The sequence below is a fragment of the Aerococcus suis genome, assembly GCF_900176325.1.
GTDB lineage: Bacteria > Bacillota > Bacilli > Lactobacillales > Aerococcaceae > Aerococcus > Aerococcus suis.
Genome location: NZ_FWXK01000002.1, coordinates 99,038 through 121,180, shown reverse-complemented (window position 1 = coordinate 121,180; position 22,143 = coordinate 99,038). Strand labels below are relative to the sequence as shown.

The window sequence follows — 22,143 nt, the reverse complement described above, 5'->3', positions numbered from 1 at the left end:
AACTATATTGTAATAGTTTTCTTATAAAAGTCAAAGGTTATTTTAAAAATAAATGATATTATTTTTTAATTATTACTCTAAAAGCTATTATAACAGTCTTTTACTACTTTATATTTTTATTATAGGTACCCAATCAGATTAAAATATTAACGTATCAAATAATTATCATTGCTTTTTTAACCGTTTTCAGATTTAATATTAGTAAAGAGAAAAAGGATGATTTTATGAATCAAGAAAAAATTTCAGAAAGTGCTAAAAAGCAATCGCCTCTTATTTTAGGAATTATGCGTATGCATGAAAAAAGTGTGGGAGATGCTCAAAACATTATTGAAACGGCAGTTGATAATGGGATTACGATGTTTGACTCGGCTGATATTTATGGCGAAGGTGAATCAGATAAAACTTTTGGTCAATCTTTAAAACAGTCGTCTTTAAATCGTGAAGATTTATTTATTCAAAGTAAAGGTGGCATCATTACAAAAAAAATGGGCGGCCCCCGCTATGATTTCAGTAAAGATCACATCATCGAATCTGTTGAAGGAACACTTAAACGTTTGAGAATAGATTATTTAGATGCATTTCTTCTACATCGTCCGGATCCTTTAATGCAAGTGGATGAAATTGCCGAAGCCTTCTTCCATTTACGTCATGATGGTAAAGTAAACAGTTTTGGCGTTTCAAACTTTGGTCAAAATCAAATTGCCCTTTTACAAGCTGGTACCATTGAACCCTTGCAATATAATCAATTACAGTTTGGATTAATGCATGCGGATATGGTTGCTCAAGAAGTGACGGTTAACACTGATTATCCAGAAGGTCAAAACGCTACTGGTAATAGTGGACTATTAGCATATTGTCAGCAACAACAAATTCGCATCCAAGCTTGGTCTCCATTTCAATATGGTTTAATTTCAGGTAGCTTTATTGACCATCCTGATTTCCCAGAAGTTAATGAAAAACTAGCTGAATTAGCAAATAAATATCAAGTGGGGAAAAATGCGATTGCTGCCGCATGGATTCTTAAACATCCTGCACATATTCAAGTCATCACTGGTACAATGTCTCCAGACCATCTAAAAGATACAGCTAAAGCATTGACAGTGAATTTAACGAATCAAGAATGGTATGATCTTTATTTATCAGCTGGATATCCATTACCATAAAACATTGACACTATTAAAAAAACTTGGAGGTTAGCATGATACTAATCTCCAAGTTTTTTGTATTAATTAAATGATTAATTATCTTCGTCCATATCGAGAATGGCCATAAAAGCTTCTTGAGGAACTTCGACAGATCCTACTGCTTTCATTCGTTTTTTACCTTCTTTTTGTTTATTTAGAAGTTTTTGTCGACGAGTAACATCTCCACCATACAGTTTAGCTGTGACATCTTTTCGTAAGGACTTGATATTTGTTCGTGCAATAATCTTTTGTCCAATAGCAGCTTGGATAGGAACTTCAAATTGTTGACGCGGAATGACTTCTTTTAATTTACGAACCAGATTTTTTCCACGGTCATACGCAAAATCACGATGAACAATAATACTTAAAGCATCCACGACTTCATTATTTAATAAAATATCTAACTTCACTAGATTTGATGGGCGATAACCAATAATTTCATAATCTAATGATGCATATCCTTTAGTATGGGATTTCAATTGATCAAAGAAATCAAAGACGATTTCAGATAATGGAATTTCATAAATCACATTGACACGAATATCATCCAAATATTGCATCGTAACGAAATTACCTCTTTTTTTCTGTGATAATTCCATAACTGCACCAACAAATTCTTGAGGTACCATAATTTCAGCCTTAACATATGGTTCCTCTACTGATTCGATATTCGTATTATCCGGCATTTCAGAAGGATTATCGACTTCTACCCAGGAACCATCTGTTTTTTGAACATGATAAATTACGGATGGTGAGGTTGCAATTAAATTCAAATTAAATTCACGTTCCAAACGTTCTTGAATCACATCCATGTGTAGTAATCCTAAGAACCCACAGCGATAGCCAAATCCTAATGCTTGTGACGTTTCTGCTTCAAACTCCAAACTGGCATCATTCAATTGTAATTTTTCTAAAGCATCTCTTAAATCACCGTAATCAGAAGAGTCTACAGGATAAATCCCACAATACACCATTGGATTCATTTGTCGATATTGTTCCAATGGTTCAGTGGCCGGATTATCAGCTAAAGTAATCGTATCCCCCACACGAGTATCTTGGATATCTTTTATACTTGCTGTCACATAACCAACATCCCCAGCCATTAAGTAATCTCTAGGAATCGGTTTTGGTGACATAATTCCCAATTCAACTACTTCATATGTCTTTCCATTACTCATAATTTGGATAGTGTCCCCTGGATGGATGACACCATTTTGTACTCGAATACTTAAGACGACTCCACGATAAGGATCATAAACTGAGTCAAAAATTAAAGCTTGTACAGGACCTTCTAAGTCACCTGTTGGAGCTGGAACTTTTTCAACAATTTGTTCTAATAAATCATCAATCCCAATATTAGCTTTTGCACTTGCTAACACGGCATCATCAGCTTCGATACCAATGACATCTTCAATTTCTTCCTGAACCGCTTCTGGATTAGCAGCCGGTAAATCAATTTTGTTTATGACTGGTAAAATTTCTAAATCATTCTCTAAAGCTAAGTACACATTAGCTAACGTTTGTGCTTCAATCCCTTGCGCAGCATCTACTACTAATACAGCCCCTTCACAGGCAGCTAGCGAACGTGAGACTTCATAAGAAAAGTCGACGTGCCCTGGGGTATCTATTAAATGGAAGATGTAACGTTCGCCATCTTTGGCAGTATATTCCAATTCAATAGCGTTTAATTTAATTGTAATTCCGCGTTCTTGCTCTAAATCCATGGAGTCAAGCATTTGATCACGCATTTCCCGTTCAGATACGGTTCCCGTATTTTGTAAAATACGATCGGCAAGTGTCGATTTCCCGTGGTCAATATGTGCCACAATCGAAAAATTTCTAATTCTTTCTTGTCGTTGTTTCATTTCTTCGATATTCATAGATATAAGCTCCTTCTTGTTTAACAGACCTCATTATAGCAAAGCCTTGAGATAATAACAATTCTCTAACCAATGTCTCTTACTATCTATAAAAAAAGAGACTAGGAAAGTCTCCTAATCTCTTAATAATTTTTAATTTCATCTAGTCAGTCTTTAAATGCACGTTTTAATTTATCAAAAAAGTTGCGTTCCTCTTCAGTCACATTATCACCTGTTGCTTCAGCAAATTGGCGAAGCGCTTTTCGTTGTCCATCATTTAGATTTTTAGGTGTCATAACTTTTACTGTGACTCGTTGATCACCATTAGAAGAACCATTCAATTTAGGTGCTCCTTTTCCTTTCAATCGAAAAGTTTCACCTGTTTGAGTCCCGGCAGGAACTTTCATACTAACTTTACCATGAACGGTTGGCACTTCTACCTCATCACCTAATGCGGCTTGAGCAAAGTTTATTGGCAACGTAAAGTAAATTTCTGATCCTTTACGTTTAAACATGTCACTACTTTTTACGCGGAAAACAACATATAAATCACCTGCAGGACCATTATTATAGCCTTCATTACCTTGACCAGAAAGGCGTATTGATTGACCATCTTCTACACCAGCTGGCACTTTCACTTTTACTTTATGATTTACAGCTTCGCGTCCTTTTCCATGACAATGCGTACATTCGTCTTCGATCACTTCACCTGATCCATTACAATCTGGACACGTTGTTTGCGTACTCATACGACCTAAAGGTGTATTACGTGTTTGATTAACCACTCCACGTCCTCCACAAGTAGAACATGTTTTTGGTGAAGTTCCTGGTTTTGCTCCTGTCCCATGACAGTAATGACAATCTTGTTCTCTTCTGAAACTAATATGCTCTGTTTTACCAAAAATAGCTTCTTCAAAGTTTAAATCCATTGTATATTGTAAATCATCACCAGGACGAGGCGCATTCGGATCGCGACGGCGTTGTTGGCCAAAGCCACCGAAGCCACTACCCCCACCAAAGAAGGTATCAAAAATGTCTTCGAAGCCACCAGAATATTGTTGATACTGGCCACCGCCATTACCGAAGCCACCAAAGCCACCAGCACCACCTGTTGATCCAAATTGGTCGTACTGTTTCCGTTTTTGTTCGTCACCTAAAATTTCATAAGCATCAGAAATTTCTTTAAATTTTTGTTCTGCATCATCACTATCGTTTAAATCAGGATGGTATTTTTTAGATAATTTACGATAGGCTTTTTTAATCTCAGCTTGACTGGCATCTTTAGAGACACCTAGTACGTCATAAGGATTTTTATCTGCCATAACAAGCTCCCTTCTTTAGTTTAAATTCACATAAAAAGTAAGCAGTTGGCCTTACCAAAGTAGATCATCCTTGAAATCACTAGCTTTTGATAAGGACCAACCGCCAACTAATTGTCTATTTCAGACGATTGATATGACGTTTCAGTCTATCTTATTTGTCGTCGTCATCCATTTCTTCAAAGTCTGCATCAACAACATCATCGTCATCTGAAGTATTATCATTTGATGAATCGCCTTCAGCATTGGCTTGTTCTTGTTGTGCTTGTTCGTATAATTTAACAGATAATTCTTGAACAACTTGACTCAATTCTTCTTTTTTATCTTTCATTTTGTCAAGGTCATTATCTTCTTGAGCTTGTTTCAATTCATCTTTCAAGTTGTTTGCTTTGTCAAGTTCTGCTTGATCAACTTTTCCATCTAATTCTTTCGTTGTTTTTTCAACTTGGAAGATAAGTTGTTCAACTTCATTACGTAAATCAGCTTCTTCTTTACGTTTTTTATCTTCTTCAGCGTTTGCTTCAGCATCTTTCATCATACGATCAATTTCGTCATCTGATAAACCAGAGTTAGATTGGATAGTAATTGCTTGTTCTTTACCTGTACCTAAATCTTTTGCTTTAACATTAACAATACCGTTTTTATCGATATCAAATGAAACTTCGATTTGAGGAACACCACGTGGAGCAGCAGGAATATCAGTTAATTGGAAACGACCTAATGTTTTGTTATCAGCGGCCATTGAACGTTCACCTTGTAACACATGGATATCAACAGCTGGTTGATTATCAGCAGCAGTTGAGAATACTTGTGATTTAGAAGTTGGGATAGTCGTATTACGTTCAATCAATGGTGTAGATACGCCACCCATTGTTTCAATACCTAATGTTAATGGTGTTACGTCAAGTAATACAACGTCTTTAACATCACCTGAAATAACACCGCCTTGAATAGCTGCACCCATAGCAACCACTTCGTCAGGGTTTACAGAACGGTTAGGGTCTTTACCTGTTTCGCTTTTAACTAAATCAACTACGGCTGGAATACGAGTTGATCCACCAACTAAAATAACTTCATCAATATCTGATTTGTTTAGACCAGCATCAGATAATGCTTGTTGAACAGGTTTTTTCGTTCTTTGAATTAAGTCATCAGTTAACTCTTCAAATTTAGCACGAGTTAATGTTGTTTCTAAGTGTAATGGACCATTTTCGCCAGCTGTAATGAACGGTAAGCTAATTTGAGTTGAAGTAACTCCAGATAAGTCTTTTTTCGCTTTTTCAGCAGCGTCTTTAAGACGTTGTAATGCCATTTTATCTTGTGATAAGTCAATACCGTTTTCTTGTTTAAATTCTGATACTAAGTAGTCAACGATTTTATTGTCAAAGTCGTCCCCACCAAGTTTGTTATCACCAGCAGTTGATAATACGTCGAAGACACCGTCACCTAATTCTAGGATTGAAACGTCAAATGTACCACCACCAAGGTCAAATACTAAGACATTTTCTTCAGCATCTGTATTATCTAAACCATAAGCTAAAGCAGCTGCAGTTGGTTCGTTAACAATACGGTCAACATCTAGACCAGCAATTTTACCAGCGTCTTTTGTTGCTTGACGTTCTGCGTCGTTGAAATAAGCTGGAACTGTAATAACTGCATTTGTCACTTTATCACCTAAGTAATCTTCAGCATATGATTTTAAGTGTTGTAAAATCATAGCAGAAACTTCTTGAGGTGTATAAGATTTACCTTCAATATCTACTTTATATCCATCTTCACCCATATGACGTTTAATTGATGCAATGGTATTAGGGTTAGTTACCATTGAACGTTTTGCAACTTCCCCAACTTGACGTTCACCATTTTTGAATGACACAACAGATGGTGTTGTACGGTTACCTTCTGGGTTTGGAATAATTTTTGCTTCTCCACCTTCTAATACAGAAACAGCAGAGTTTGTTGTACCTAAGTCAATACCGATAATTTTAGCCATAACTTAAAACATCCTTTCAATTAATAGTTTATGTTAAAAATGAATTTTCTTAAAATTTTGTGATTATTGAGCAATAATAACCATTGCTGGGCGTAATACTCGATCTTTAATCATATAACCTTTTTGATAAACTTCCACAATTTCTTCATCTTCTTGATCATCAGATTTTGGTACTGATGATACAGATTGGTGGAAGTTTGGATCGAAGATTTCACCTAACGGATTCACTTCTTCAATTCCCTCAGAAGCTAACGCTTGAATTAGGCTAGATTGAACCATTTCAACACCTTTTTTCAAGTTTTCACTAGCATCGCCTTCTACTTCAATAGCTAATGCCCGTTCAAGATTATCTAACACTGGTAAAATGTCGTTTGCTAGTGATTGAGAACGGTATTTAGCTAAATCTTGTCGTTCATTTTGAAAACGGCGACGCATATTTTGAATTTCGGCAGATAAACGAACAATTTGATCATCTTTTTCTGCTAATTCATTTTTTAATTGTTTAACCTCTGAGGCATCCTCTTTTTTATTTTCTTCTGAATTTTCAACAGTTTCTTGAGTGGATTCAACATTTTCTGTTGTTTTTTCCTCTTTCTCTGTCTTTTGTTCTTCTGTTGTTGGTTCTTGATTTTCTTTATCCACCAGCAAACCCTCCTATAATTTTGATTGGTAATCATCTAAAAATCGATTCAATTCAGAACGAATACCATGTACTAACTGAACCATTTTCAGATACGGCATATTTTCAGGTCCTAAAACCGCAAATATTAAGTCATGATCGTTTTGATCTGTTCCAATATTAGCAGTCATTAAACTCATATTTTCAAGTTTAGGTTGTTCTAGTTCCTTACCGATACGCACTTGAATACCTTTATTTCGCTCACTCATTAAGTCAATTAATAATTGATGATTATTCAGAACTTCATTCAAAGAGTGAATTTCTTTGAAGTCCTCGCTTGAACTTAGTTGTTGGTAGAGTAATTGTCTACCACTGATAACTAGCCGCTCACCATCAATTTTTTTAACTAAATGGTTAACTAAGGAGCGATTATTTGGATGTTTATCCAAGTTCATAATATCAATTGTTTCTGTTTGCAATCGTTGAATGACAGTAGAAAGCGGTAATTGAAGCATTTCCGCATTAATGACATTCACTAACTCTTCGAGCGTATCCCATGAGACTTGCTTAGGAATCGTAAATACGAAATCCTCTACTCTACCGAGATGGGTAATTAAAATTGCCATCCCGCGATCTCTGGTTAGCTGAACAATTTTAAAACCAGCTAATCGTTGGGTCAAAGCTTCCGGTCCTAAAGCCATCACCACGTTTTGTGATAACAGCGCTAATGTTTCCGCCGACTTCGTGATGATGTCTTCCAATTCAGCATATGGATCACTAAAAATTTCATGAACCATTTCTTGTTCAGTATCTGTTAAACCTGAATCAATTAAACCACCATATTTCGGCATAATATGATTAATATAATACCGATAACCAGCTTCAACCGGAATACGACCGGATGATGAATGCGTCTTACTAATTAAATCCAACGCTTCTAATCTAGCCATTTCATTCCGTACTGTTGCCGAACTTGCTTCAATCGTTGGCATCTTAGCCAAAGTTTTCGATCCCACAGGTTCTTCATAAGTCGTATAGTGATCAATAATTGCTTGAAGGATTAACATCTGTCGGTCAGTCAACATTTGTATCACCTCACTTTTAGCACTTGAACAGCTCGACTGCTAACACCATTATAATATCATGGTCTGATACTTAAGTCAACAATAGTCAAAGTATTTTTTGACCTTATTTTACTTTTATAAATAAGCAGTAAAAACGCTGATATGACAGTCTTTGTTTGCTATTATTGAGGCTCTTTTGTGAAATATATCATCAAATATCTAAATTTATTTTGCGAATAGAAGAATGATTTTCTACTTTTTCAAGACAAAATAAAAAGATTGAAGTTTCCTTCAATCTCCTTATTAGTGTTTTTTATTGATAAGGATAATAATTTTCGAAAAATGCTCGGGTGTCAATTTCATCCTGTTGCATTTGTTCAATGAGTGCTTCTTTTGAAGAAAATTTCTCTTCACCTCGTAATCGTTTATGCCAATAGACCTTCACTGTTTCGCCATATATATCTAAGCTATAATCCAAGAGATGAATTTCTACTGTCTTTTCACGATTATCACCAAAAGTAATATTATATCCTATCGATGCCATGCCTGGATAAAGCTCCTCGTTGATTAAACATTCCACCACATATACCCCAACTTTTGGCATCACATGTGAATCATCGATTAGCAAATTGGCAGTGGGATAACCAAGTTCTCGTCCTCTTTTTTCACCGTGAATAACTAATCCCATTAAGAAATATGGATAGCCTAATTGATCATTAGCAAATGTGACATCGCCTTTCCCAATTAAGGCTTCTCTAATTTGTGTTGTTCCCACTTTGTGCCCTTCCATAGCTACTTTAGGAACTTCGATAATTCGAAAGCGATCTCTAGCATAGTCGTTCAATAATGTCATATTTGCTGTATCTTTAGGGCCATATGTATAATCAAAACCGGCGACTACTGTTTGAGCTTGTAATCCAACCAAATATTGATCAACAAATAATTGCGGGGCTAATTTAGCAAAAGCACTTGTTAATTGAACAACATAAAGAATATCTACCCCATAATATGCCATCAACTCTTCTTTTTCAGATAAATCTGTCAAATACTGTAGCTCTTTTGGGTGCCATTCTTGAAACATAAATTTAGGTGAAATATTAAATGTCATAGCAGCTAACGGAAGTCCACGTTTTGATGCTTCACGTTTAGCTGTTTGTAAAACTGCTTGATGCCCCTTATGCACACCATCAAAAAAACCCAGGGCTAATACTATCGGACCTTGATAAATATCTTGTGTGTCAATTGGATGATGTAATTGTCTAACTTCCATCTGTCGTCCCTTCTCGATTAAAACATTTTCTTAGGCTTAACTTTATTTTCTTTCGTTGGATGTGGCCCATATAAACCGATAATTTGGTTATCAATTTGAGCTGCTACGATTGGCTCATCACTTAAGTCCTTAGGTAATTGGTCTTTATCAATTACGGCACCATTTCTAATTAATTTTATTAAATGAGCTGGCACTTCCCAAGTCGGATATTGATTTAATACACGATCAATTGACCATACATATTGGTTAATTGAACCATCTGTAACGGCTTGTTTAACTTCTGCCAATGTCAAGCATTCATTCTTACTAAATGGTGAACTTCCTGTTCGGGTTAATTTGATCATTGTTGCTGGAACACCTAATGATTCACCTAAATTTGAAGCAAGTGTGCGGATATAAGTTCCTTTTCCACAAACCACTTCAAATTTAAATCGTTGGACATGCTTTTCATTGTCATACTCTACAGAAGAGGTTCGCTTAAATTGATGAATTTCAACTTGCCGTGTCGGTCTCTCAACAGTTTCATTTGCTCGCGCATACTCATACAATCGTCTACCATTTACTTTTACGGCTGAATACATTGGTGGTATTTGAGTAATTATTCCTTTGAATTCTTGCATTTTTTGATCAATGACTTCTGATGGAATCGGTTGATCAATAGCCAATTCATCAATGATTTTTCCATCTAAATCTTCCGTCTCAGTTGCAAATCCTAACGTAATTTCACCCACATATGTTTTGGTTTTATCCATTATTAAATCAACTAATTTGGTGCCTTTACCAAGGCATAATGGAAGAACACCATCCACATTAGGATCTAAAGTCCCTGTATGACCTATTTTTTTCATATGTAAGATTTTTCGTGCTTTAAATACACAATCGTGACTAGTTAAGCCTTTTTCCTTCCACAAAGGTAAAATGCCATCCAAATTTTGCATGTTATCACCTAACTTTTTCGTAAATCGTTATTAGCATATCATTTTTTCAATCGTGACGCACGTATATTTCGTTACGCAAACACGGTAGAAAGGCAAAAATAAAAGAAGTTGAGAAAAACTCAACTTCTTTCTTAATTGTCTTATTTTTCCTCGCGATGCAATTGATTAATTAATTCATCGATTCGGTTACCATAAGCAATTGACTCGTCGTAAGTAAAATAAATTTCAGGTGTTTTATAAATTTGCAAACGACTGCCAATTTCACTACGGATTAAGCCTTTTGCTTTTTCTAAACCTGTTTTCGCATCATTTCGATCTGATTCATTATCAGATAAGACGGTATAGTATATCGTTGCTTGTTGTAAGTCACCCGTTACATCAACATCTGTAATTGTGACTCCTTCAACACGCGGATCACGCACTTTACGTTGTAGAATGTCATTGACATCACGTAAAATTTCTTGTGCCACGCGTTCGGCTCTAAATTTTGCCATGACAAACCTCCTATTGTTTTACTTCTACCATATGGAAGGCTTCAATAATATCATCTACTTGAATATCATTGTAATTTTCAATCATTAAACCACATTCATAGCCTTTGTCAACTCGTTTGGCATCATCTTTAAAACGTTTCAATGAAGCTAATTGTCCTTCGTAAATAACAATATTATCACGAATGACACGAACACCACTGTTCCGTTCGATATAGCCATCTAATACGTATGAACCACCAATAGTTCCGACTTTAGAAACTTTATAGGTTTCACGTACTTGTACTGTACCAGTCACTTCTTCAACATATTCAGGATCAAGTAGACCTTTCATTGCCGTTTCAATTTCATCAATAACGTTATAAATAACGTTGTGAAGACGAATATCAACGCCATCTGCTTCAGCTTGTTCACGAGCTTGTGGTGTTGGACGAACATTAAAACCAACGATGATAGCGCCAGATGCTTGTGCTAACGAGATATCTGCTTCATTAATTGCTCCAACGGCACTATGAACGATATCAATTTTGACACCTTCAACTTCAATCTTTTGTAAACTTGCTGATAAGGCTTCAGCTGATCCTTGGACATCTGCTTTAATAATAACTGCTACAGATTTTAGTTGTCCTTCTTGTAACGTTTCAAATAAGTTATCTAAAGTAACATGATGAGTCATTTGACGACGTTCTTCTTGCGCACGAGATGCTCTCTCTTCACCAATGCTACGAGCTGTTTTTTCATCTTCGAAGACAACAAAACGATCTCCAGCTTCTGGACTTTCTTGTAATCCGGTAATTTCGACTGGTGTTGATGGCCCGGCAGATTTAATCCGTTTACCACTATCATCTGACATTACCCGAACACGACCGTGAGTATTACCAACTACTAATGAATCGCCAGTTTTTAGCGTTCCGTGTTGTACAAGTAAAGTCGCAATGGCTCCTTTAGAAGAATCTAAACGTGCTTCAATCACAGATCCTAATGCCAAACGATTAGGTTGTGCTTTATATTCCTCAACATCGGCAATTAATAGAATCATTTCTAATAATTCATCAACGTTTTGACCAAATTTGGCAGAAATTTCGACAAAGATGGTATCTCCACCCCAGTCTTCAGAAATTAATCCATATTCGGATAATTCTTGCATAACTTTTTGTGGGTTTGCCGTTGGTTTATCAATTTTATTAACTGCGACAATTATTGGGACTTCAGCTGCTTTCGCATGGTTAATAGCTTCCACCGTTTGTGGCATGACACCATCATCGGCTGCTACTACAATAACAACAATATCTGTAACATCTGCCCCACGTGCCCGCATTGTCGTAAATGCTGCGTGGCCAGGTGTATCTAGGAACGTGATTAACCGATCATCAGAAGCTACTTGATATGCTCCAATATGTTGAGTAATACCACCTGCTTCACCTTCAGTTACATTTGCATGACGCAAATAATCAAGTAAGGTTGTTTTACCATGGTCAACATGACCCATAATCGTCACAACTGGTGGACGACTTTCTAAATGTTCTGTTTGATTTTTAGCATCTTCAAAGTAATGTTCAAAATCAGATGGGTCAATGACAACTTCTTGTTTAGCTTCAATACCATATTCAGCTAAAATAATTTCAACTTCATCTGAACCTAATGATTGATTTTGATTTGTAGGTACACCCATCATAAATAAATCTTTAACTAATTTAGCTGGTTCTTTATGAATTTTTTTAGCTAATTCAGCAACAGTAATTCCCTCTTTATAAACTACTTTATCAGGTGCTGGTTTATGTTTTGGTTGAGAATTTTGGTCATTCTCTTTTTGATCATGAGAATGATTTTTTTCATGTTTTTTATCTTTATGCCCTTTTTTATGCGGTTTTTGTTTATTATCCGCTTTTTTATTTTTACCTTTATGTTTGTTTTTCTTAGCTTCTTTTTTAGTCTCTTTTTGTGATTCTTTTTCTGCTGATTGATCAGGTGCTGATTGTTCTTTTTTAGCACTCATATAATCTGTCAATTGTTTTTCTTCTGCTTCATTCATAGTCGCCATATGACTACTAAAATCAAGCCCAGCAGCTTGAGCTAAGTCTAAAACTTCCTTACTTGTTTTATCGATTTCTTTTGCAAATTCGTAGACACGTTTTTTAGACATGCCATCACCATCCTTAATTGTGCTATTGTTTCATATGATTTTCGCTCCTGTATCACACATTATTTACTCAAAAAACTTTGAGCAAATCCTTTATCTGTTAAACATACGACTGTTCGTTTCTTTCCTAACGCTTGACTTAAATCGTACTGTGTATAATTTTCAATTAGTTGAATATCATAATAGGAACATTTGTTACGTATTTTCTTTTGTGTTGCTGCCCCACAATCAGCTGCTAACAATACAACCTTTGCTTGCTTTTGTTTAATAGCTGTTAATACTTGTGGTTCTCCACTGACTAGTTTACCAGCAGCTTGAGCTAATCCCAATAAATTCAGTTTTTTATTCATTAGCAAATAACTCTTGGCGGGCCTTTTGGTGAGCAACATATGCTTTCAATTCTTCATAAAATTCATCACTAATGGTCACATTTAAATGACGATCTAAGAGGTGCTTATCCCATGCTTTTTGAACCATTTCTGGATTTAGAGAGATATAAGCACCGCGTCCGTTTTGCTTACCACTTGGATCAATTTCGACGTTTCCTTCCGGTGTACGGACGATGCGAACGAGTTCCTTTTTAGGAAACATCTCATTCGCAATGACACATTTACGCATTGGAATTTTGCGCTGTTTCATTCCAATCCCTCCTAGTCGATATCCTTATCAAGGTCTGGATTATCGTAAGCAGCTACTAAATCATCATATGATTGTTCTGAATCATTATCAAACTCATCAATGACGTCTTCGACATCTTCAGGATCGTAGTTTCCTTCAGAAATATCTTCATTATCTAACATTGCTTCTACTTCGTTTTCACTTGCATCTTCAATGGCTTCAACTTCATCTGCCACATCTACTAATGATTCTTCAGGAACATCTTCCGCAACATTTGCAGCATCTTCTGCTGACTCTTCTTTTAAATCTTCAGCTGGGAAGAAAAGATCTTGATACTCATCAGTTAATTGATACTCAGCAAAATCGGATTCCGATTTAATATCAATCTTGTGATTGGTTAGTTTCGCTGCTAAACGAGCATTTTGACCTCGTTTTCCAATTGCTAATGATAAATGATTGTCAGGAACAACAACGATGCATGATTTTTCATTTGGAACAAAATGAACATCAAGTACCTCAGCTGGGTTCAATGCATTACTAATGAAAACAGCAGGGTCTTCATTCCACTCAATAATATCCATGTTTTCATTTTTTAATTCATTGACAACAGCTTGAACACGTTGACCACGTGGACCAACACACGTACCTACTGGGTCAATATTTGGATCATTTGAATAGACAGCTACTTTTGAACGATCTCCTGCCTCACGAGCAATTGATTTAATTTCCACCGTACCATCATAAATTTCTGGAACTTCTTGTTCAAATAATCGTTTTAATAAATTAGGATGACTGCGGCTGACATAAATTTGTGGGCCTTTCGTCGTATTTTCTACTCGTTCAATATACACTTGAATACGGTCATGAGCTTGGAACGTTTCACCTGGAATTTGTCCTTCAGGAGTTAATACCGCTTCAATTTTACCTAAATTAACGTAAACATAACGGCGGTCTTGACGTTCAACAACTCCTGATAACAAATCATCTTCATAGTCAATAAACTCTTCATAAATAATGCTACGTTCTGCTTCACGAACTCGTTGCATAACCACTTGTTTTGCTGTTTGAGCAGCAATCCGACCAAAATCAGACGGTGTCACTTCAAATTTAATCGTATCCCCAATTTCATAAGCTGGGTTAATTTTATGGGCATCTTCAAGTGATACTTCTAATTGTGAGTCTAGAACCATATCAACAACTTCTTTTATAGCAAAAATTTTAAAATTCCCTTTTTTCTCATCAAAGACAACTTCAACATTTTGTGCTTGTTGATAATTTCGTTTATAAGCTGTAATCAAAGCTGTTTCCAAAGCATCAACCACAACTTCAGGTGAAATCCCTTTTTCTTCTTGAAGAATATCTAAAGCATTTAGTAATTCTTTACTCATTATCTTCCCTCTTTCTACAACTCAATCGCTAAGCGAATTAAAGAAACTTGTGATTTTGGAATCTCTACTGATTGACGGCGCGTTTTTACTTTTTTCTCAATAACGTAGTAATCATCATTCGCTTCGAGTAAACGACCTTGAATGTCTTTTTCACCATCAATTGATTGATAAAATGATGCGTATACCCATTTACCAATCGCCGCTTCAACGTCAGCAGCTGTTTTTAATGGCCGTTCAGCTCCAGGAGAGGAAACTTCTAGATAATAGGCACCTTTAATGATGCTATCAGCCGTTTCATCAATGACTTCAGAAACGTGTTCACTTGCTGAAACACAGTCTTCCAAAGTTACGCCACCTGGTTTATCAATATATATCCGTAAATACCAAGCTTTTCCTTCTTTAACATATTCAATGTCATAAAGCGTATAGCCTAATTCAGTTAATGTTGGTTCGATTAACGGCTTGATTTGCTCCACTATTTTTGCCATATTATCCTCCATTTCATTCTTTAGATACTTAATTCATGAAAAAGAGTGAGCGTCCCCGCTCACTCTCATGTGGTCATTAATCAGTTAATAATATATCACATTAACACCTAACGTGCAAGATATCCATCTCTTAGTCCGCTTCGTAAAGCCCTGTTGTTTGATTGACACCCATCGTGAACAATAAGCCTTTTCCTTTTGCACGAATATCTAATTCCTTAACAATATTGTCAGAGATAGTTTTTGTTTTATCACCATCGACAACCATTAGTACAACTTCTTTCTCAGGTTCAATATTCACATGAAAGAGTTTAGAGACTTCACGTGATCCTGTGCCTCGACCATGTAAAATAGTTGCTCCTCGAGCGCCTGCTTCTCTACCTGCCGCCACAACATCGTCTCCAAATTCACGATCAACAATCGTTATAATCACTTGATGATCCGCCATATTTTCCTCACTTTCTTGAAATTGATAGTCTTTTCCATGGTTACCGATCAAACTAGTTGCTGCTAAAGAGAACAAAACGCCTTGTCCATGCTTGTCCATATGCAGACGTTTTGAAATCAATTGATGCAGTGAATCTTCAAGTTCATTCGGGACAATCGTCAGAATAACTTCATTCCGTCGATCATGAAGACCTAGAATATTCATGACTTTATTGCCAATTGTTCCTAGTCCTCGTAACACGGTTCCACCTGTTGATCCACCGTCTTTACATGCTTGTAAAAATTTACTTCCTTGGCCGTCTTTAACAATACCAAGTAATACTACTGGATAATCCACCGTGCATCTCCTTTCCCAATTAATCCATACCTACTTTACGAGTTCTCAATTTAAAAATCAATCCTAATATTTGTACCATAATAATAGGGGTCATGGCAACCATTGCAATCACACCAAATCCATCGACCAAGACATCTGCTTGAGGTAAAGTGTCCGCTACTCCTTGTGAGAAGGCTAATATAAACGTTGCGGTCATTGGACCACTAGCGACGCCACCAGCATCAAAGGAAAGACCAGTAAATAAATCTGGAACGAAGAAAGCGAGTATCAATGCAATAGAAAAACCAGGTAATAAAAAGTGCCATAATTGTAACCCTGGAATCATAATTCGTAACATTGAGAATGTTAATGCTAATCCAACACCAATGGATAACGCTCCCATCAATAACTTACTATTGATATATCCACCAGTGACATCTTCAACTTGCTCACCTAGAACATGAACAGCAGGTTCAGCTAAAACGACTACTAATCCCATCACTAGCGCAATAATTGGTAACAAGTTTTGGTGATCATTAGCTAACTCTGTTGCTAAAAATCTTCCCATGTCCATAAAGCCTTGATTAACACCAATTAGGAAAACGGTTAATCCAAGTAACGTATAGACAACCCCTTTAAAAATATCTTTTAATCGTTGCTTTGATATTTTAAGTGAAAGGTAATTAATAATTAGAAAAATAACTAAAATTGGCGCTAAAGCAATGAGAGATTCAAATAATGTCTCCCCAATAGCATGAATAAAAGGTGAAAAAATTCCTTCAGTATATTGATAAGCATCCCCTGAACCTTGGAATCCACCTTTTTGAATTAATGACAGTAATAATACGGCTAGAATAGGTCCTGTACTCATCGCACCAACTAACCCAAACGAATCATCACTCGCACTGGCTCCCCCTTTACTATTAGAAACACTCGCTCCAATAGCTAGTATAAAAGGAGTAGTTAAGGCACCAGTTGTTGCTCCAGAAGCATCAAACGCCATAGCCATAAATTCATTTGTGGAAAGTAATGCCAAAACGGCAATTAAGGCATAAATAATTAAGAAAAAGTATTTAATACCAAAACTTTTAATTAATCGTAGAACACCTAGGGCAATCATTAATCCAACTCCTATTGAAACAATGCCGACAATAAACGTTTCTGAAAACGTTCCTCCTGTCGCATCGGCTATCTGCCCACCCAAAATGAGCAAATCGGGTTCTGCAACTGTCGCTGCAAATCCTACCAAAAAGGCGATGAACATAACAATACTATTACGAGTTTGGGTACTCATAAACCGACCTAAATTATCTCCAATTAGTTGCATCCCAACATCGATACCAAATAGAAAAATAGTCAACCCAAAAATTAATAAGATAGCTCCGATAATAAAACGAAGCATCATATCTTGGGCAACGTCGACAATTGTGAAAGATAACAGCATCACAATAATCACAATAGGTAAAACCGATGATAAGACTTCTTTAAACTTATCAACCAGTAAATCCATTAAACTCCTCCTTTTTTTTATTTTTGCTTCAAAATAAACAAAAATTGTCTGACATCTCTTCTATTTTATAATAGATTGCAATTATTGTAAATTTATTGCAATAACTGGCATTACTAGTAAAACAAAAAAGAGATATTGGATCTTCCCAATATCTCTTAAACAATCATTTTTAAAAATCAAATAAACTTAATTGATTTTGATCAGGTAAATTATCTAGCATATGTTGTTCACTCATATATTCTATTAATGACTTAGATACTTTGCCCCGTTTTTGTAAATCTTCTTTAGATAAGAATGGCGACTCTTCTCTGGCTTTGACAATTTGTTTGGCAACATTATTTCCTAAACCATCTACGGCACGGAATGGCGCTAATAGTGTATGATCATCTATAATTTCAAACGCCATAGCATCAGATTTTTCCACATCAACCATTTTCATCTCGATACCACGTTCTTGCATTTCGTTTACAATCTCTAAAATAACTAATGTTTGTTTCTCTTTATTGCTAGCGTCATTCCCTTTGTTACGAATCTCTTCAATTCGTGCTTTAGTAGCTTGTAATCCGTTTGTCATTGCTTCAAGATCGAAGTCAGTTGCACGAACACTTAAAAAGGCACAATAATACCAAATGGGATGATGAACTTTAAACCACGCAACACGCATAGCATTCAAAACATAAGCTGCCGCATGAGCTTTAGGGAACATATATTTAATTTTTTCACAGGATTCTAGGTACCATTCTGGAACATCATGTTCTCGCATAATCGCTTTATGTTCATCTGATAATCCTTTACCTTTCCGAACTTTTTCCATAATTTGGAACGCATCCGATTCAGGTAAATTTTTATGCAATAAATACACCATAATATCGTCACGACAGCCTATGACTTCAGATAATGGTAGCCCTTTTTCTCGAACTAAAACTTCAGCATTACCTAACCACACGTCCGTTCCATGTGACAAACCTGAAATTTGTAATAATTCAGCAAACGTAGTTGGTTTAGTTGCTTCTAACATTTGACGCGTAAAACCTGTCCCAAATTCAGGGATTCCCAATGTCCCTGTTTTAGAATAAATTTGTTCAGGCGTCACACCTAAGATTTCAGTACCATTGAATAATTCATAGACAGAAGGATCATCTACTGGGATGTCGGTTGGGGCAATGCCTGATAAATCTTGTAATTTCCGAATCATTGTAGGATCATCGTGCCCTAGAATATCAAGTTTTAACACATTGTCATGAATAGAATGGAAATCAAAGTGAGTCGTTCGCCACTCAGCACTTTGATCATCGGCCGGATATTGAATTGGGGTAAAATCATAAACATCCATATATTCAGGAATAACGATAATACCTCCTGGATGTTGTCCAGTTGTCCGTTTTACACCAGTAGCACCTTGCGCTAAAAATTCTTTCTCCGTTTTACGTAAATTTAAGTTGTTATCACGATCATAACCTAAGACATATCCAAAAGCCGTTTTTTCAGCAACAGTACCAATTGTTCCTGCCCTAAAGACTTTATCCTCTCCGAAAAGAACTTTAGTATAAGCGTGCGCTCTCGGTTGATATTCCCCTGAGAAGTTCAAATCAATATCGGGAACTTTATCGCCTTTAAATCCTAAGAAGGTTTCAAATGGAATATCATGACCGTCCTTATTCATTTTAGTCCCGCAATGTGGGCATTCTTTATCTGGCAAATCAAATCCAGATCCGACACTTCCATCCGTAAAGAACTCACTATGATGACATTCGGGGCATACATAATGAGGAGCTAATGGATTAACTTCTGTAATTCCCATCATAGTGGCTACAAAGGATGAACCAACAGATCCCCGACTACCTACGATATAACCATCATCATTAGATTTCTTCACTAATTTTTGTGAAATCAAATAAATAACAGAAAAACCATTACCAATAATAGATGACAATTCTTTTTTCAATCGTTTTTCAATAATTTCAGGGAGATTCTCTCCATAAATACTTTTAGCTTTCTCATAACTCATCTCAGTAATTTGTTCTTCTGACCCCTCGATACTAGGAGTATACAATTTATCTTTTAGTGGTTCGATGGGTTCAATGAGATTCGCAATTTTTTGTGAATTTTCAACAACTAATTGATGAGCCATTTCTTCCCCTAAGAAAGCAAAATCGTTTAGCATTTCATCAGTTGACCGAAAATGAGCCTCAGGAAAATATTTCGTTCGATTTGATTTAATCGAATGAATCAATATTTCACGATATGGTTTATCTTCCGGATTTAAATAGTGAACGTTACCAGTAGCAACAACTGGGCGATCAACTTCTTCTCCGACAGAAATCAACTCACGCATAATATTTTCTAATGTTTCTTCATCATTAATTAGCTCATCTTTTATTAACGGTTCATAAATTCCCTTAGGCATGATTTCTAGATAATCATAGAAACTAGCTTTATTGATTGCTTCCTGACGCCCTTTTTGCATAAGAGCTTCAAAAACCTCTCCTTCTGAACAAGCTGAACCTATCAATAAATTTTTACGCGATTTATTTAATAAAGAACGTGGAATTCTTGGTGTCCGATAATAATAAGTAACATTCGAAGCCGAAATTAATTTAAAGAGATCTTTTAATCCATCTTGGTTTTTAGCAATAATTGTGGCATGAAACGGACGCGTTCGTTTATAGGCGTCACCTTCTCCGACCCGTTTATTCAAATCTTTATGGTTCGTAATATCATGTTCACTAGCCGCTTCTTTTAAGAAAATCCAGCATAACGCACCAGTTGTTTCTGAGTCGTACACTGCCCGGTGATGTTGTTCAAGAGCGACATTATAATGTTTAGCTAAAGTATTTAATCGATGGGATTTCATCTGTGGATGCAAGAACCGTGACAATTCCAAAGTATCAATCACTGGATTTTCAGCTTTTGGAATATTTAGACGTTTATACGTCGCATTCAAAAATCCCATATCAAAACTCGCATTATGGGCCACCAAAATGGTGCCATCTGTCCAATCTTTAAATGATTGCATTACCTCTTCAACCGGTTTAGCATCTTGCACCATCGCATCAGTAATTCCAGTTAAATTAATAGTGGTGCTACTTAAAGGATGACCAGGATTAATAAATTCCTCAAATTGATCAATAACATTTCCACGATGCATTTTTACTGCTGCTAATTCAATAATTTGATCATAGACAGCAGATAACCCCGTCGTTTCCACGTCAAAAACAACATAAGTTGCATCTTCGAGTTCAATATCACTCGGATTATAGGCAATTGGAACACCGTCATCAACAACATTCGCTTCAACACCATAAATCATTTTTAATCCCGTATCTTTAGCTGCCTGACTCGCTTCAGGAAAGGCTTGTAATGCGGAATGGTCGGTAACGGCTATTGCTTCATGCCCCCAAGCTTTGGCTTGATTGGCATAGTCAGTAATTGAATTGGTCGCATCTAACATACTCATATTAGTATGTAAATGCAGTTCAACTCGTTTTTCGCCTTTTGGAGCTGTATCTTGACGTTTTTCCTTGTGAATTTCTTCAAAACTATTCGCTGTAACAACCAAATCACGCTCAAATTGGTCATCCATTTTGATGTCCCCTTTAACGCGTAACCACATACCGGTTTTTATAGCAGCAAATATCGCTTTGTCTTGATCATTTTTAGAGAACATTTGAACGATAAAGGCTGACGTATAATCTGATAGTTTCATTTTTAAAATTTGACGACCCGTACGTAATTGTTTGATTTCAACTTCGAAAACAACCCCTTCCATAACCGCTTGACGTTGTTCTTCGACGTAACTGCTCATTGGTCGTAAACGTTCATCATGAGGGACTGGTTTCCCAATCGCAACTTTATTAACTTTTGGTAATACATCCGCTTCTTTTTGTTTTGGTGCTTCATGTTGACGTTTATTAGCAGCTTTTGCTATCTCTTGTTGTGCTTCCATTAAATGGTCTTGACGTGCCTGAAAATTATCTTGACGATCATTAGCTGTATCAACGTCCACCACTACTTCAAAAGGTAATACAGGGAAGCCCGCCATTTGATAATTTTGTTTGACTACCGCTATATAGTTTTTTTCAATGACTTGTTTCACCTGATCATTATCACAACGAATAATAAACTGATTATTTTCATACGTTGGTAATTGATTTTTAAAAATTTGGTTAGTTAACCCATTTGAAATATTGGACCGTTTAATAATGATAGGCCAATAATCATAAACTTCTTCTGGATTAACTGGGAGTTCTTCGCTCACAATGACTCGCATATGGGCACGTCCCGGTTGAAAATCATTCGCTAATCGTTCCTCTAGTTCCTTAAATAATGGTGCCGGAAGACGACGTTCGAAACTTAAATCAAACTGCCATACTCGCGATTGTGTATGTACTGTCACATTTTTGATTTCGCCTTTTTGGAATATTTCATGGTTAGGCGACCAATTTAATTGTTTTAATAATACTTGAAAAGCCTCAGCATGAGAATTTGCCATATTTTCCTCC

General features: G+C 36.2%; 17 protein-coding genes. 1 reads left to right on the top strand and 16 read right to left on the bottom strand.

From position 1 onward, the window contains the following. Positions 1-224: 224 nt before the first annotated feature. Positions 225-1,163: an aldo/keto reductase gene (locus tag B8955_RS02290; RefSeq protein WP_084098125.1), complete on the top strand. Its 939-nt coding sequence runs from the start codon at positions 225-227 to the stop codon at positions 1,161-1,163. A gap of 74 nt (positions 1,164-1,237) precedes the next feature. Here the strand turns inward: B8955_RS02290 and lepA are convergent, their stop codons facing one another. The 16 genes from lepA to B8955_RS02210 all read right to left on the bottom strand — a co-directional run bounded on the left by lepA (position 1,238) and on the right by B8955_RS02210 (position 22,133). After that, on the bottom strand, positions 1,238-3,064 hold the full coding sequence (gene lepA, locus B8955_RS02285) for a translation elongation factor 4 (protein ID WP_084098123.1): 1,827 nt from the start codon (positions 3,062-3,064) through the stop codon (positions 1,238-1,240). Positions 3,065-3,210: 146 nt separating this feature from the next. Then, complete coding sequence (gene dnaJ / locus B8955_RS02280) at positions 3,211-4,365, bottom strand: molecular chaperone DnaJ (RefSeq protein WP_084098121.1); 1,155 nt, start codon at positions 4,363-4,365, stop codon at positions 3,211-3,213. Positions 4,366-4,516: 151 nt separating this feature from the next. Beyond that, positions 4,517-6,355 (bottom strand): molecular chaperone DnaK, encoded by a 1,839-nt coding sequence (gene dnaK, locus B8955_RS02275; protein WP_084098119.1) that lies wholly within the window; start codon positions 6,353-6,355, stop codon positions 4,517-4,519. Positions 6,356-6,418: 63 nt separating this feature from the next. Then, positions 6,419-6,997, bottom strand: coding sequence for a nucleotide exchange factor GrpE (gene grpE, locus B8955_RS02270; protein WP_327078270.1), 579 nt, complete (start codon positions 6,995-6,997; stop codon positions 6,419-6,421). A 12-nt stretch (positions 6,998-7,009) separates the two neighbouring features. Then, a complete protein-coding gene (gene hrcA, locus B8955_RS02265; protein ID WP_084098117.1) occupies positions 7,010-8,059 on the bottom strand; it encodes a heat-inducible transcriptional repressor HrcA in 1,050 nt (349 codons plus the stop codon). 292 nt (positions 8,060-8,351) lie between these two features. Then, positions 8,352-9,308, bottom strand: coding sequence for a riboflavin biosynthesis protein RibF (gene ribF, locus B8955_RS02260; protein ID WP_084098115.1), 957 nt, complete (start codon positions 9,306-9,308; stop codon positions 8,352-8,354). A gap of 17 nt (positions 9,309-9,325) precedes the next feature. Continuing rightward, the gene (gene truB, locus B8955_RS02255; protein ID WP_084098509.1) at positions 9,326-10,237 is read right to left on the bottom strand and encodes a tRNA pseudouridine(55) synthase TruB; all 912 of its coding nucleotides are present in this window, start codon (positions 10,235-10,237) and stop codon (positions 9,326-9,328) included. Between the two features lie 149 nt (positions 10,238-10,386). Next, on the bottom strand, positions 10,387-10,740 hold the full coding sequence (gene rbfA, locus B8955_RS02250) for a 30S ribosome-binding factor RbfA (protein WP_084098113.1): 354 nt from the start codon (positions 10,738-10,740) through the stop codon (positions 10,387-10,389). A 10-nt stretch (positions 10,741-10,750) separates the two neighbouring features. Then, the gene (gene infB / locus B8955_RS02245) at positions 10,751-12,880 is read right to left on the bottom strand and encodes a translation initiation factor IF-2 (RefSeq protein ID WP_084098111.1); all 2,130 of its coding nucleotides are present in this window, start codon (positions 12,878-12,880) and stop codon (positions 10,751-10,753) included. A 59-nt stretch (positions 12,881-12,939) separates the two neighbouring features. Next, a complete protein-coding gene (locus B8955_RS02240) occupies positions 12,940-13,227 on the bottom strand; it encodes a L7Ae/L30e/S12e/Gadd45 family ribosomal protein (RefSeq protein WP_084098109.1) in 288 nt (95 codons plus the stop codon). Next, positions 13,220-13,516: an RNase P modulator RnpM gene (gene rnpM / locus B8955_RS02235; RefSeq protein WP_084098107.1), complete on the bottom strand. Its 297-nt coding sequence runs from the start codon at positions 13,514-13,516 to the stop codon at positions 13,220-13,222. Before rnpM ends, B8955_RS02240 begins: the two co-directional genes overlap by 8 nt. Before the next feature lie 11 nt (positions 13,517-13,527). After that, a complete protein-coding gene (nusA, locus tag B8955_RS02230) occupies positions 13,528-14,883 on the bottom strand; it encodes a transcription termination factor NusA (RefSeq protein ID WP_084098105.1) in 1,356 nt (451 codons plus the stop codon). A 14-nt stretch (positions 14,884-14,897) separates the two neighbouring features. After that, positions 14,898-15,371, bottom strand: coding sequence for a ribosome maturation factor RimP (gene rimP / locus B8955_RS02225; RefSeq protein ID WP_084098103.1), 474 nt, complete (start codon positions 15,369-15,371; stop codon positions 14,898-14,900). 130 nt (positions 15,372-15,501) lie between these two features. Next, entirely contained in the window at positions 15,502-16,152 is a 651-nt protein-coding gene (locus tag B8955_RS02220; protein ID WP_084098101.1) for a P-II family nitrogen regulator, read from the bottom strand. Between the two features lie 19 nt (positions 16,153-16,171). Beyond that, positions 16,172-17,641, bottom strand: coding sequence for a DUF1538 domain-containing protein (locus B8955_RS02215; protein ID WP_084098099.1), 1,470 nt, complete (start codon positions 17,639-17,641; stop codon positions 16,172-16,174). A gap of 169 nt (positions 17,642-17,810) precedes the next feature. Further along, positions 17,811-22,133, bottom strand: a complete 4,323-nt coding sequence (locus B8955_RS02210) for a PolC-type DNA polymerase III (protein WP_084098097.1) — start codon at positions 22,131-22,133, stop codon at positions 17,811-17,813. Between the last annotated feature and the right edge of the window lie 10 nt (positions 22,134-22,143).